Below are 13,544 nucleotides of genomic sequence, written 5' to 3'. Positions count from 1 at the left end.
TCGAAGAAGGACGACGGCTCGAAGAAGGACTACGAGAAGAAGGACGAGCAGGGCAAGCCGCGTGGTGGCGTGCACGCGGGTGGCGGTCTGCTGGCCACGACGTCGGGTGACGACTGGGACAAGGAGCACAAGTCGTCGAAGGAGGACGACGGCTCGAAGAAGGACGACGGCTCGAAGAAGGACTACGAGAAGAAGGACGAGCAGGGCAAGCCGCGTGGTGGCGTGCACGCGGGTGGCGGTCTGCTGGCCACCACTTCGGGTGACGACTGGGACAAGGAGCACAAGTCGTCGAAGGAGGACGACGGCTCGAAGAAGGACGACGGCTCGAAGAAGGACCACGAGAAGAAGGACGAGCAGGACAAGCCGCGTGGTGGCGTGCACGCCGGCGGCGGGGGCCTTGCCTCCTCGGGCTCGATGGCGGCCGGAGGGCTGGTGCTTCTGGGCGGCCTGGGTGTCGGCGCCTACATGGTCCGGCGCCGGAGCGTGAGCGGCGGTGACGCGGCCTGAGGGTCGCGATAGCCGGAAGTGAAGACGTGGGACCGCGGCTGCCCTCGCACGCGGGCGCTGCGGTCCCACGCTCGCGACACGGAAAGGCTCAGGCCTCGGATCGTGCGTCGAAGAAGGTGGCTGTCGGTGATGAGGATCCGTCCAGCATCCGTACGAAAGGCATTGCGGGGCGTACAGGCGTCCCGCCGCGTCGTGCCGATGCTGCTGTGGCCGCTGGCACTCGTGGTGGTCGTGCTCAGCTGGGCCGAACCTGTGAGCGCGCCGTCCGTCCCCGCGCCGGTCCGCCAGGCGGCGGCACCTACCCAGCCACCCAGAGCGAGTGTCGGGAAACAGACCCCGCTGTCCTTGCCCCGCTCGGTACCGACACGGCTGCGGATCCCCGCGATCGGCGTTGACGCCCCGTTCACCGACCTGTCCATCGGCCCGTCAGGGCGACTGGAAGCACCACCGGACGACGATGTGAACCTGGTGGGCTGGTTCGCTGCCGGTGTCTCCCCTGGCCAGCTCGGCACCGCCATCGTCGCCGGACACCTCGACACCAAGACCTCCCCGGCTGTTTTCGCCCGGCTCAGCACGGTGCAGCCAGGCAACCGAGTCGCCATCAGCCGCAAAGACGGCACCACCGCGACCTTTGTCGTCGACACCATCGAGAGCTTCCCGCAGGACGACTTCCCTGACGAACGTGTCTACTCCGACACCGCCGACGCCCAGCTACGGCTGATCACCTGTGGGGGGAGTTACGACCACGAGAAGAAGCGGTACACGGAGAACACCGTCGTCTTTGCCCACCTCGACGCGGTCACGCAATCGGCGAGAGACGGGCAAGGGCCCCGCAAGGGGCAGAGTTCGCCCGCTGCGTCCTAGGGCGTGTCCGCAACGTCCCGTCTGCCCGCCGACGCCTGGCGCGCACTCCCCCAGAGCTTCGCCTGGGGGTACCCCAACGCCGGCCCCGGTCTGCGGGCGGACGACGCTACTTTGCGGACACTCCCTAGCGCGAGCGAGCGGCCTGCAAGGTGCCCGCGACCCTCGGGCCCAGCCATCGCTTGAGCCTGCGCAGCGCCTCCAGTCGCTCGGCCGCCCGGTCGAGCCGGTAGTACAGCTGCGGCGGGACGTGCGGAAGCAGCGGCGAGTGCCGCTGGCCCAGGAGCGCGAACATCTGCGGCGGCGTCAGGTTCACGTAACGCGGCAGGTTCTCGTACCACTGCGCGCTGTAGCGGGCGGCGCTGCGGAGGGGGAGGAGGGCCGCCGTCCGTTCCCGCTCATAGCGGGCGAGCGCCGGCTGGAGGGCCGGTGACGCGCGCAGCGCGCCCGCCAGCGCCATCGCGTCCTCCAGGGCCAGCGTGGTGCCCGCGCCGATGGAGTAGTGCGTGGTGTGGGCGGCGTCGCCGACCAGGACGACGTTGTCGCGGTACCACGTCCGGTTCGTGACCGTGCGGAAGTTCAGCCACTGCGCGCTGCCGTCGGGGTGCGCCCGGCCGATCAGCCGGTGGCCGTCCAGCGGTTTCGCGAACAGCTGCTCCAGCAGCGCCAGCCCCTCGGTCTGGGACGCCCGGTCGAGGCCGAGGCCCCGCCAGGTCTCCGGCGCGCACTCGACGACGCACGTGCTGTGGTCCTCGCTGTAGCCGTAGGCGTAACACCAGATCCAGCCGTGCGTGGTCTCCACGAACGTGAAGGTGAAGGCGTCGAAGACCTTGGTGGTGCCGAGCCAGACGTAGGTGTTGCGCCCCACGGCCACCTCGGTGCCGAAGTGGCCGGCGTGGTGGTCGCGCAGCCCGCTGTGCACCCCGTCGGCGGCGACGACCAGGTCGGCGTCGGGCAGCCCGTCCGCCCCGGAGTCCGTCACCTCGTGCTCGAACACCAGCCGTACGCCGAGGGCCCGGGCGCGGTCGGTGAGGACGTCGAGCAGCCGGCGGCGGCCGATGCCGAAGCCCTCGTCGCCGTGGTGCGCCGTGGTCTCGCCGCGGATGTGCGCGACGCCGCCGCTCCAGCGGACCGAGTGCTCGGCGATGGCGCGGGCGGACTCGGGGTCGTGCGCGTACAGCTTGTCGAGCAGCCCGGGCCAGTAGGTCACGCCCCAGCCGTACGTCGAACCCTCCGCGTTGCGTTCGTGGACGGTGATGTCATGGGACGGGTCGTGGCGTTTCATGAGGAGGGCGAAGTAGAGACCGGCGGGCCCTCCGCCGACGCAGGCGATCTTCACGTGCGCTCCCGTCGAACCGCCCTTCGAGGGGCGGATTCACTCATGACAGCAAGTGCTGATACCGGCACAGAGGGTAACATTCGCGGCGTGAGTGACCTGCCGTGACCCGTACGGCAGCCGCGACGGCAGCGTCCGCATCCGGGTCCAGGGCGGTTACCGTCGCTCGGCGGCGCCGGAGCCGAGTTCGCAGCCGACGCTCGCACGGTCGGCGGCGCGGTCGGCAGCACGGCTTCCGGAATGGCCGTCGGCATGGCTGTCATCGTGGCTGTCGGTCCGGCCTCCGCGACCCGGCCCGTCGCTCGCGCTCCCGCGCGCGGGCAGCGCCGTCGCGCACAGCGCCCCGGCCGCGGCGACGGCCGCGAGGACCGCGAGCGTCACGCCGATCGCGGAGGGGAAGCCCTCGGCGGCCCACGGCGACCGCGGCGCGCCCGTGCCGGGCGCCGTCAGGGCCATCGCCATGGTCGCCACGGCGACACCGAGCGCCGGCCCGACGTTCATCGCCGTCTGCTGCAACCCGCCCGCCACCCCGGCGTACGCGACCGGCACATGCCGTACGAGAACGGCGGTGGCGGTGACCATGACCGTGCCGAACCCGGCACCCAGGAGCAGGAAGCCACCGCCGGCCGCGGAACCGGAATCGGCTCCGGACAGCGCGAGCCACGACAGCGCCAGGGCGCCGAGCGCGACCAGCGCCATCGCCGCCACGGTCGTCCGGCGCGGCCCATGGCGGCGCAGCAGCCGATCCGCGACCGCCGCGCTCAGGACCATCATCACGGCCAGGGGCAGCGCCGTGAGGCCGCTGCCCAGCGGGTCCATCGCCAGGACCTCCTGGAGGAGGTAGGTCCCGGCGAACAGCGTGCCGAACAGCGAGGCCGACGCCGCCAGCAGGACCGCCAGTGACGTGGCCACGGTCGCCGACCCGAGCACCTCCGGCGGCAGCAGCGGGCTCTCCGTACGCCGTTCCCGCAGGAGGAACGCTCCGCCGCAGGCCGCCGCAGCGACCAGCCCCAGCGTCGTCGCCGCCGTCCAGCCGGCCGCCGGGATGCCGATGAGGGTGTGGACCAGGCACACCAGCGTGAGGGCCAGCAGGCACGCGCCCGGCAGATCGAGCCCCACCGCGCGCCGGGGCCCCGGCTCCGGCAGGCGCACCGCGAGTGCCGCCACGCCGATCACGACCGCCGGGACGACGTTGATCAGGAAGACCGCCCGCCAGCCGAACTGCGTGGTGAGCACCCCGCCCACCACCGGCCCCGCCGCGGCCGCCAGGCCGATCGCGGCCGTCCGCAGCCCGAGGGGCCGGCCGATCCGGTCGGGCGGGTACGCGGCGCGCAGCATGCCCAGCGTGGCCGGTTGCAGCAGCGCCCCGAAGACGCCCTGGACGACCCGCAGGGCGATCACCCAGCCCACGCCGGGCGCCAGGCCGATGCCCGCCGAGGCCGCGCCGAAGCCGAGGATGCCCACGGCGAAGAGCCGCTGGTGGCCGTACCGGTCGCCGAGCCGCCCGGCGAACACCAGCAGGCTCGCCACGGCGATGAGGTACCCGGTGCTGGTCCACTGGACCTGGGTGAAGGAGGCGTGCAGGTCCCGCCCCAGGCTGGGTTGGGCGACGGTCAGCACGGTTCCGTCCAGGGCGACGATCGCCGCCCCCGTGACGCTGCCCGTGAGGATGAGCCGCCGATGGCGTCGCGCGTTCACCGGCCCTCCGGCCCGGGCTCCGCCGCGGCCGCGTTCCCCAGATGCGCGTCGAGCGCGGCGCGCAGCAGCGGTTCCACGTCGTCGCAGCCGGTCGCGAGGGGCAGGCTGCCCCAGCGCCACAGCTGCGCGATGCCGTGCAGGTTCGCCCAGAGCGCGCCCGCGACGACCGCCGGCGCCGGTTCGCCGCCGGGGCGTGCGCGGGCGACCAGGTCCACGAGTACGTCGAAGAGGGGCAGCGTCGTCCGGCGCAGCCCCGGCTCGCCGCCGCTCTCCAGCAGGTCGTGGCGGAACATCAGCTCGAACATGCCGTGGTGCGTCCGTGCGAAGTCCACGTAGACGCGCCCCAGGGCCAGGAGCCGGTCCCTGGGGGATGTCTCGCCCTCGGCGGCGAGGGCCGCGCCGACCCGGTCGGCGAGATCGGCGAAGCCCTCCCGGGCGATGGCCGACAGCAGGGACAGGTGGGTCGGGAAGTAGCGGCGCGGTGCGCCGTGCGACACCCCTGCCCGCCGGGCGATCTCACGCAGCGTCAGGGACGCGATCCCTTCACTGTGGAGCAGTTCGACGCCGGTCTCGATCAAACGGGCCCGCAGCCCTGAGGTCGTCTCTGTCATGGACGGTGTCTACCAGAACGAGTAGACAGTGTCTACGCCGGTCTGTCCGGCCGCGGGTTTCCATGGCAGGGTGGTGCGGGCAAAGCCACTGGGGGCTACGGAGGAGGGGGAACCGTGATCGTCTGGATCAACGGTGCGTTCAGTGCGGGCAAGACCAGTACCGCGCGCGAACTGATCGATCTGATCCCGAACAGCACCTTGTACGACCCGGAGGTCATCGGCGGGGCGCTGGGCCACCTGCTGCCGCAGAAGCGGCTCGCCGAGGTGACCGACTACCAGGACCTGCCCCTGTGGCGGCGGCTGGTCGTCGACGCCGCGGCCGCGCTGCTCGCGGAGGTCGGCGGGGTGCTGGTGGTACCCATGACGCTGCTGCGACAGGAGTACCGCGACGAGATCTTCGGCGGGCTCGCCTCCCGCCGCATCGCCGTACACCATGTCGTACTGACACCGGACGAAACGATCCTGCGCAGGCGTATCGCCGAGCGCCGGGAAGACGACGCCGACCCGGACGGGGACGAGCGCGTCCGGCAGTGGGCGTACGCCCACATCGAGCCCTACCGCGCGGCGCTCGGCGGCTGGCTGGGTTCGGACGCGTACGCCGTCGACAACAGCCGCCTCACTCCGTACGAGACCGCCGAGGCGATCGCCACGGCGGTGCGCGGCGGGGCGGTCGGCGCGTGCGAGATCGTGCAGACGCCGGAGCCGACCGGCGAGACGCTCGCCGCCGGGGTGCTGCTCTTCGACGACCAGGACCGCGTCCTGCTCGTCGACCCCACCTACACGCCCGGCTGGGAGTTCCCCGGCGGCGTCGTGGAGCCGGGCGAGGCACCGGCCCGGGCCGGCATGCGGGAGGTCGCCGAGGAGATAGGGCTCGAACTCGAAGCCGTACCGAAGCTGCTGCTCGTCGACTGGGAGCCGCCCCGCCCGCCCGGCTACGGCGGCCTGCGCCTCCTCTTCGACGGCGGGCGCCTCACCGGGGCCCAGGCCGCCGGGGTCCTGCTGCCCGGAGCCGAGCTGCGCGGCTGGCGCTTCGTCACCGAGGAGGAGGCCTCGGGGCTGCTCCCGCCGATCCGGTACGAACGCCTCCGCTGGGCCCTGCGCGCCCGCGAACGCGGCACCGTGCTGAACCTGGAGGCGGGCGTTCCGGTGGGCTGAGCGGCGGGGCCCAAGGGGGGGCAAGGCGGCGACTAGCCCTTCGAACCCGGCTTCCAGTCCTGGGCGAGGAGCCCGAGCAGCACCTCCACCACGAGCCGCGGATCCTTCGAGCCGGGCGTGATCGGCCGCCACGGCCCGCCCTCGGCCCGCGCGGCGTTGACCACGTCGTCGTAGAGCTCGGCCCGCAGGACCGGGACATCCTCCTCGTGCCGGGTCCTGAGCCCGACCCTGCCACCCCTGAGCATGCGAGCTTCCTATCCGACCTGGTCAGCCGGCGGCAATCCAATAAGGGCCGTCGGAGCCGCGTCCCGGTCCGACGCGGCACGCAGCCGCGTCGCCGCGTCGGTCGTCAGGGGGTCCCCGTGGCCGAAGCAGACCGTGGCCGGGGCGAGGGCGGCGAGTCGGCGCATCGAGGCCTTCGCCTCTTCGCGGTCCACGTGGAACACGCCCAGCGCCCCCCGGCCCACCGACGCCACCGTGTCACCCGTGAACAGCACGCCGTGGCGCGGCAGATGGAGCGCGATCGAGCCGGGCGTGTGGCCCGGGGTGTGGACGACCCGGGCCCCGTCGCCGAAGCCCGGTTCGTCGCCGTCGGCCAGTTCCCGGTCCACCCGCGTCGGCGGCGCCGGCGGGACGGTCAGCCCGTGCTCGTACAGCGGTACCTCCCAGTCCAGCAGGACCGGATCGGGTACCGGGGCCTCGCCGCGCACGACCGGCGCGTCCAGCGCGTGGGCCGTCACCTCGGCGCCGTACCGCGCTTCGGAGCAGCGACGCCGAGAAGGCTCATGGTCACTCGGACATGGAGACGTCCACGATGGCACCGGTGCCTTGGTGCAGGGCCTTGACCGCGCGTTCCAACGCCGAGGCGAGTTCGTCGGGTCGGGTGACGCATTCGCCGTGCATGCCGAAGAGCGGGGCGAAGCCGGCCGGCGAGGGGAAGTTGTCCAGTTCGGCTCCGAGGAAGTCGCCGGTCGCAGCGGCGGCACCTTGTGGGTAGAGCCTGGTGTGGGCCGCTTGCATGGCCTGGTACCGGTGATTGTTCAAGACCACGATCAGCAGTGGCAGGCCGTTGGCCCGGGCTGCCTGCAGACCGGGAATGACCGGGTTGTAGAAGAACCCTCCGTCCCCCACGAGCAGCACGACCGGCCGCTCGGGGGCGGCGAGCTTGATACCGAGTGACACCGGGATGCCTTGGCCCAGACCGCCCCGCGCCCGGAAGTAGGAGTCCGGGGAAGAAGGGCGCAGATGGCGGCGGAGCGTCGGGCTGTAGCGAGTGGTCTCGTCGACGATCACGCTGTCCGTGTCGGCGAGGAGGTCCCTCAGCAGCGCGGCGACCAGCACCGGGGAGAGGGCGGTGCCCGCGGCTGCCTCTGACTCCGTGCGCGTGTCCGCCGCCTGCCTGGCGTGCCGTTCGGCTGCCTGTGCCTGCTGTCGGCTGCTCCTCACCTGTGCCGGGACGGCATCACCGTGTTGTGCGAGCGCGTGCAGGGTTTGTACCGCCCCTCCCTCCAGATACAGGTCGGCATGCAGCACTTGGTGGATCAGATGCGGACGCTGTGGTGCTTCGCCCAGAGCGACGATCCGCGCCCGGGTGGGCCGGCGGGCGGGCGGGAAGAAGGGGGTCTGGCAGCTCGCCAGCAGCACCAGGTCGGATGCGGCCAGGTAGGAGGACAGGTCGGACCCGGCGTGCAGTGGGTGCGTCGCCGGGAAGTTCACACACAGGGCCTGCGACTCGATCACGGGGACAGCGAACGCCTCACAGAAGGCGACCAGCGCCTCCATGCCGCCGTCTTCCAGACCCAGGCGCTCCGCGACCACCACGGGACGTTCAGCGCCGGCGAGCAGGTCGATGAGCGCGCGCTGGTCCGCCATTGCGCTGACCGTGCGGCCCCTCGCCGGCACCGGTGGGCAATCATGGCCCGACCAGGGTTCCTGCAGCGCCTCCTGCGAAAGGGTCACATAGACGGGTCCCGCAGGCGCCCGCGCGGCGATCTCAGCGGCACGGGTGAGGCTCGCGTACACGGTGGGAAGGCTCGCGGCCTGCCCGGCCCACTTGACGAACGGGCGTGCCATGCCGTCCGGGGAACAGCTCAGGGAGGGGTTGGAGTACCACTGGTAGCCGGGACCCGGGCCGGGGCCGTCCCCGTAGGTCGTGGAGTGCGCGGACGCCGCCACGATCGGGACCCCCAACTGCAAGGCGCCGTGCAGGGCGAACGCACCTTGCAGCAGCCCGGCACCGGCGTGCAGCAGTACGCCTTGCGGGCGCCGGGTGATCAGCGCGTAGCCGACCGCCATGGAGACCGCCACCGACTCATGAGCCAGGTTGAGGTAACGGGGGTGGTCGCTACCGTCGCGGCGTCGGCGTGCCAGTGCCTCCCATACCGGTGCCCACTCCGAGCCCGGAGAGGAGAACAGACAGTCGGCCCCCATGGCCTGGAAAGCACTGACCACCGCCTCGCCCCCGTCACGGACTTCCTGGCCCGCAGGGTCTGCGTTCTGCATGTGTTCAGCCTTCCCGACGTGGCGCTGTCCCCGTACTGCCGTCGACGGCACGCTAGAGCTTTCCGGCACGGGCAGCCCTCCCCGGCGCCCACACCGCTGGATACGTCCACCCGAAAGGACGGGGTGAGGCCTGTCACGCCTTGCACGGGCAAGCCACAGCCGAGGCTCGGGCGCCTGGTCTTCGATCCGCCCTGATGTGCATGCCTCGGGTCGTGGGCTCGGCCCGCGGCGGGTGGCCCGCTGTCACCAGTCACGGGTAGCGCCCGCGGGCCGCGGAAAATGGTGCGGGGCTGCCACCGCACCTGGGTCGAGGGGAGAGCCAGTCGCAGGCACCGCGCCGACCCGCAGCGGGTCGCCGTCCTCATCGAGCCGGACGCCGCGCACCGCGCCCTCTCGGCCGGCAGTTCCCGGGCCGTACCGGGCACCCCCGGAGGGCTGCCCGCCGTCAGGGGCGTGTGGGAGGAGGCTGCCGAGCGCCGACCATGCGGGCGAATGCGCATGGTCAGGCGACGCACCCATCTCAACCGCGGGTATATCCCGCCGGGACGCCTGTGCCGCAGGAGCCGGTCGACCGTGCTCCTCCTGAGCCGGGAGCGACGACAGGAAGTGGTGAGTGATGCCCGTCGAGCCTTCTCGAGGAGATGCGGGGCCTGACGCCGTGGACGTACTCATCGTCGGTGCCGGTCCGACAGGGCTCACTCTCGCCGTTGACCTGACCCGGCGCGGCGTTCGAGCCCATGTCGTGGAGGCCGCCGACCGTCAGTCGTGCGGCGGTTCGCGCGGCAAGAGTCTCCAGCCGCGCACGCAGGAGATCTTCGACGATCTCGGCGTGATGGATGCCCTACGGGATGTCGGCGGTCCCTTCCCGCCCATGCAGACCTGGCGGGACGGCCGGCGGGACGGCGAATGGCAATTGGTGGAGCGCGATCCGCGGGCGCCGGCCTCGCGGTATCCCGACCCGTGGCTGGTGCCTCAGTGGCGCACGCAGGAAATCCTGCGGGATCGGCTGGAGGCGTCGGGCACAGCGGTCCAGTACGGCACCCGGTTGACGTCCCTGCGCCAGACCGACCGGCACGTGCGGGCCGAACTGACGCACGCGGACGGCAGCCGTCGCACGCTGACCGTGCCCTTCCTGGTCGGCGCCGACGGCGGGCACAGCACGGTGCGCGAAGAGCTGGGCGTGACGATGAAGGACAGCGGCGAGGATCTGCACGCGGCGATCGTGGCGGATGTCCGCGTGCGCGGTCTGGACCGCGATCACTGGCACATCTGGCCCGACGGCCCGGGCGGTGGCCTGCTGCTGTGCCCACTGCCCGGCACCGACTACTTCCGGCTCAACGCCCGCCCCATGGACGAGGACAGCGACCTCACCCCGCGACGGGTCCGGGCACTGGTCGCCGCCCGCACCCATCTGTCCGCCGACGCCGTCATCGACGTGCCATGGAGCTCCTACTACCGCCCCCGTACGGCGCTGGCCGAATGTTTCCGTAAGGGCCGGGTCTTCCTCGCGGGCGACGCCGCGCACATCCACTCGCCCGGCGGCGGACAGGGCCTGAACATCGGTGTCCAAGACGCCTACAACCTGGGTTGGAAGCTGGGCCAGGTCCTGCGCCACCACGCCCCGGAAGCCCTGCTGGACAGCTACGACGCCGAACGCCGCCCCGCGGCGGCCGATGTCCTGGAGCTCAGCTCCCTGCTCTACCGGCTCGGCCGGGGCCCGCAGGGAAACAGCGCACGGACACGCCACCGCGCCCGCCTTACCCTGCTGCTGGTCCACTACCGCGACAGCCCGCTGAGCACCGAGGCGCGTGAACGACTCACCGCCACAACCGTCCAGGCCGGTGATCGCGCCCCCGATCTCAAGGGTGCCTTCATGGAAGGCACCACGGCCCACGACACTCTCCGACACCTTTCTGAGCTGATCAAAGGCCCGCACTTCACGCTTCTCGCGGTGAACGACCCACCACCCCGGATGCCGCAGGCCGTCCGCACGCTGCGAGTGACCGGCGGCGCCCTGGCCCAGGCACTGGGCGCAGGACTGTTCCTGATCCGCCCCGACGGCCACATCGGCCTGGCGACCCGGGACCCGGCGCACCTGGAGCGCTACCTGGCGAAGGTCCACCGCACCGACTGACGGAACGTGCCCCGGGGCGACGGCCTGACGCGTCACTCCACGGTCGTACGCAGCGCACCCGGTCGACACAAGAGAAGGTGAGGTCTTTGGTACCGAACGCGGAGGACCATGCCGCAGACAGGCGCACACCCGCGGTGGCTCAGTGGCCGGCCGCGGAGGCGGGGACCACGCCCGATCGGCTGAGAATCGGCCTGGTCGCGGAGGTCGTGGTCTGCCTGCCGCTGTGGATCGCGGAAAGCGAGGGTCTGCTGGCCGCGCAGGGCTTGACCGTGGAGCACCATGTGATCGGCTCCACGGACGGGGTCACCGACGCGCTGCGGGCGGGTGAGGTCGACTTCGCCCTCACCACACCGGAGGGTGTCCTGATGGACAGGGCGGCGGGAGGGCCGCTGCGGATCCTTGCGGGCGTGACCAACCATCCACCGCTGTCGCTGGTTGCCCAGCCGGGCTGCCGGACGGTGTCCGATCTGCGGGGACGGGTCCTGGGAACCTCGTCACTGACCGAGGGTACCCGCCACCTCGTCGACGCGGTGCTGGCGGCGCATGGTCTGCGGCACACCCGTGACTACCGGTTCATGGTGGTCGGCAACCACACCGAGCGCTGGCGGCTGCTGCAGGACGGAACGCTCACCGCGGCCCTGCAGCCCCTTCCCTTCGACGCGATGGCGACCGACGCGGGACTGACATGTCTGGCCCAGGTGGACCGTTACGTCCCCCACGCGGCGTTCCTCTCCGTCTGCGCGGACACCACCTCTGCCGCCTGCCGCGCCGGCGCGGTGGGTTTTCTACGCGCTCTGAGCGAGGGAGCGCGCCGCTTCCACAGCGCGCCTGCCCGCTACGAGCAGTTGACCGCCCAGCGCCTGGGCATCACACGTCACTACGCCGGAACCGCGATCACCGGCCTGGTACGGCGCGACCTGATCGACCCCCGACTGCACCTGACCACAGCGGCACTGCGGGGAACGGCCCAACTGCTCGTGCGGGCAGGGCGGCTCGATGCCGCCCACTGCAGCCCGCAGGCCCTTGCCACCGCTGTCGACGACCGCTGGCTGGCCGCGGCACGCGGCGAGCGGCCTGCACCACGATGACCGGCGCAACGGTGGACGTGGTCGCCCTTGTGCACTCGTACTGCGCGCGGGCTCGACCCTGCCGATGGCGCGGCGTGGTGGGGAGCAACCGGCTGTTGTACGTGTGAAGGTTCGATCGACGGTACTCGGCGGGAGGGACCGTGAGGCTGGAGAGGGCGTGGCAGTGGTGAGTACGGCGCGGGAGTGGTTCGGGTCGGTGCTCGCCTTGGCGGGAGTGGCGGCCGCGACCGCCTCGGTGCGGCACACCGCTCAGCACATCGGGGAGGAGATCTACCGAGTGCCGCACGACCGCCGGGGCGCAGGCCATGTCCACTACCACATGGCGCGGGAGGCACTGGTGACCACGGGGGCGCTGGCCAGTGTGGTCACGAGCGTGCTGGCGGGGCCGGGCAGGGGCCGGACCGGCTGGCGGGCCATGGCAGCCGTGGTCGCCGGATACAGCGCCGCCATGTGGTGCGGCGGTCCCGTCACCGGCCGCTGGGCTCCGAGCCGCCAGGCGATGTACTCGCATGTCGGGTCCACCACCGGGCTGGTCGCGGGTGTACTCCTGCTGCGTCCCCGGCGGCAGGAGAGGTGAGTTCGGCATGGGTGACGTCGGACGTCTGGGGGGAGCATGCGATGCGAAGGGCGCGACGTTCACGCCCACCTCGCCGGTCCGGCCATCGTCGTGGACGCGTTTCGCTGGTGGTTTCGTTCGGCCGTCCCGAGGCTTGGGAACCGATCGAGGCAGCACCGCGAGAACGTCGTGCGCCCAGTCGTGCCGACCGGGTGACCGGGTGACCGGTAGGGCACTCACCACAAGGCAGGCCCTGCGGAGAAGCGCTGAGCGGCACGTGGCGAGGCGTCCCAGGGAACACGGCGAGGGCCGCACCCTCGCGGGTACGACCCTCTCCGTTGGTGGCGCAGCGGCCTCTTCAGCAGGTCACGCGGGCCGCTTGACCCACTGCTGCGCCTGATCCCCGAAGGCGCATTCGACGAGTTCCACGGGCGCGTTCCTCCGGATGACCGCCATACACCTTTGCTGCGCGGGACTCCGGTAGACGTACCGGGTGCCGACCTGGATCGCGTGCCACCACACCACGCCGCCGTTGCCTTCGCATTTCTGCATGGAGATCTCGGCGGTGCCGTTGAACACCGCGCCGACGCACAGCTCCTGCCCTCCGACCCGCTGCTTGATCTGGACGGGATTACCGCCTGCGGAGGCCACTTGCCACTCCTGGTTCTTCCCCCCGTTGCGGTCGTACGCCAGGACGCTCGAGTACTCGCCTCCACCAGCATCGTTGTCGAGCACCATGTCGGCATAGGCGACGTTCTCGAGCACCAGCCCACTCTGTGCTGCCGCTTTCTCGGGAGTCGCCAGGGTACTCGTGGCGAGGAAACCCGCCATGATCAGAGCGGTGACTGCGGTCTTCCTACCCGCTCTCACCAGGTTGGTGACGGTGCGACGCATAGGTCAGTCTCCTTCCCCTCATCGGGCCACGGCACGGGCGCCGGGACACGACACCCTTTCGTGACTCTATGAATGGAACCACGTACTCTCCGTGACTAGTTGAGGGATGGTGGACGCTCACACGAACGAGTCATGGGCCGTTCTGTAAACCTTGAGAAGCCGCACCCTGCCTGACGCCGAGCCGATCCGCCCCGGCCTCTCC

10 protein-coding genes and 3 pseudogenes are annotated in these 13,544 nt (G+C 71.6%); 6 read left to right on the top strand and 7 right to left on the bottom strand.

Features of this window, described 5'->3' with window-relative positions; translation table 11 throughout:
• Together ABZX67_RS17210 and ABZX67_RS17205 are read left to right on the top strand one after the other, a co-directional pair.
• A pseudogene (locus ABZX67_RS17210) lies at nt 1-507 on the top strand (hypothetical protein); the annotation flags it as partial.
• A 198-nt stretch (nt 508-705) separates the two neighbouring features.
• Nucleotides 706-1,371, top strand: a complete 666-nt coding sequence (locus tag ABZX67_RS17205) for a class F sortase (protein WP_355360742.1) — start codon at nt 706-708, stop codon at nt 1,369-1,371.
• A 124-nt stretch (nt 1,372-1,495) separates the two neighbouring features.
• Here the strand turns inward: ABZX67_RS17205 and ABZX67_RS17200 are convergent, their stop codons facing one another.
• From ABZX67_RS17200 to ABZX67_RS17190, 3 genes are all read right to left on the bottom strand, one after another.
• Nucleotides 1,496-2,707 carry an FAD-dependent monooxygenase gene (locus ABZX67_RS17200; RefSeq protein ID WP_355360715.1) on the bottom strand — a complete coding sequence of 404 codons (1,212 nt, stop codon included), beginning with the start codon at nt 2,705-2,707 and terminating at the stop codon, nt 1,496-1,498.
• Nucleotides 2,708-2,860: 153 nt separating this feature from the next.
• Nucleotides 2,861-4,402: an MFS transporter gene (locus ABZX67_RS17195; protein ID WP_355360712.1), complete on the bottom strand. Its 1,542-nt coding sequence runs from the start codon at nt 4,400-4,402 to the stop codon at nt 2,861-2,863.
• Nucleotides 4,399-5,013, bottom strand: coding sequence for a TetR/AcrR family transcriptional regulator (locus ABZX67_RS17190; RefSeq protein WP_355360709.1), 615 nt, complete (start codon nt 5,011-5,013; stop codon nt 4,399-4,401). The genes ABZX67_RS17195 and ABZX67_RS17190 overlap by 4 nt, the downstream gene beginning before the upstream one ends.
• A gap of 114 nt (nt 5,014-5,127) precedes the next feature.
• Here ABZX67_RS17190 and ABZX67_RS17185 point away from each other — a divergent pair, with 114 nt between their 5' ends.
• Complete coding sequence (locus ABZX67_RS17185) at nt 5,128-6,168, top strand: NUDIX domain-containing protein (RefSeq protein WP_355360706.1); 1,041 nt, start codon at nt 5,128-5,130, stop codon at nt 6,166-6,168.
• Nucleotides 6,169-6,251: 83 nt separating this feature from the next.
• On the opposite strand, the pseudogene ABZX67_RS17180 reads toward ABZX67_RS17185, so the two are convergent.
• From ABZX67_RS17180 to ABZX67_RS17170, 3 genes and pseudogenes are all read right to left on the bottom strand, one after another.
• Nucleotides 6,252-6,413, bottom strand: a pseudogene (locus ABZX67_RS17180) (N-acetyltransferase); the annotation flags it as partial.
• Between the two features lie 9 nt (nt 6,414-6,422).
• Nucleotides 6,423-6,932: pseudogene (locus ABZX67_RS17175) on the bottom strand (MBL fold metallo-hydrolase); the annotation flags it as partial.
• Nucleotides 6,933-6,957: 25 nt separating this feature from the next.
• Entirely contained in the window at nt 6,958-8,670 is a 1,713-nt protein-coding gene (locus ABZX67_RS17170; protein WP_355360703.1) for a thiamine pyrophosphate-dependent enzyme, read from the bottom strand.
• Nucleotides 8,671-9,328: 658 nt separating this feature from the next.
• Between ABZX67_RS17170 and ABZX67_RS17165 the strand changes: the two genes are divergently transcribed.
• From ABZX67_RS17165 to ABZX67_RS17155, 3 genes are all read left to right on the top strand, one after another.
• Entirely contained in the window at nt 9,329-10,804 is a 1,476-nt protein-coding gene (locus tag ABZX67_RS17165; protein WP_355360700.1) for an FAD-dependent monooxygenase, read from the top strand.
• A gap of 86 nt (nt 10,805-10,890) precedes the next feature.
• Nucleotides 10,891-11,892 (top strand): ABC transporter substrate-binding protein, encoded by a 1,002-nt coding sequence (locus ABZX67_RS17160; protein ID WP_355360697.1) that lies wholly within the window; start codon nt 10,891-10,893, stop codon nt 11,890-11,892.
• Between the two features lie 157 nt (nt 11,893-12,049).
• Nucleotides 12,050-12,469: a hypothetical protein gene (locus ABZX67_RS17155; RefSeq protein WP_355360694.1), complete on the top strand. Its 420-nt coding sequence runs from the start codon at nt 12,050-12,052 to the stop codon at nt 12,467-12,469.
• A gap of 345 nt (nt 12,470-12,814) precedes the next feature.
• Here the strand turns inward: ABZX67_RS17155 and ABZX67_RS17150 are convergent, their stop codons facing one another.
• Entirely contained in the window at nt 12,815-13,342 is a 528-nt protein-coding gene (locus ABZX67_RS17150) for a ricin-type beta-trefoil lectin domain protein (RefSeq protein ID WP_355360691.1), read from the bottom strand.
• Nucleotides 13,343-13,544: the final 202 nt, after the last annotated feature.

It is taken from the genome of Streptomyces sp. NPDC003036 (genome assembly GCF_040611175.1).
In the GTDB taxonomy this organism is placed as follows: domain Bacteria; phylum Actinomycetota; class Actinomycetes; order Streptomycetales; family Streptomycetaceae; genus Streptomyces.
This window is presented reverse-complemented; position numbering and strand designations above follow the sequence as displayed.

Bases quoted from the DNA above. Each gene is read 5' to 3' on its own strand.
- ABZX67_RS17170 (WP_355360703.1), bottom strand. From the start codon at position 8,670: ATGCAGAACGCAGACCCTGCGGGCCAGGAAGTCCGTGACGGGGGCGAG.
- ABZX67_RS17150 (WP_355360691.1), bottom strand. From the start codon at position 13,342: ATGCGTCGCACCGTCACCAACCTGGTGAGAGCGGGTAGGAAGACCGCA.
- ABZX67_RS17205 (WP_355360742.1), top strand. From the start codon at position 706: ATGCTGCTGTGGCCGCTGGCACTCGTGGTGGTCGTGCTCAGCTGGGCC.
- ABZX67_RS17190 (WP_355360709.1), bottom strand. From the start codon at position 5,013: ATGACAGAGACGACCTCAGGGCTGCGGGCCCGTTTGATCGAGACCGGC.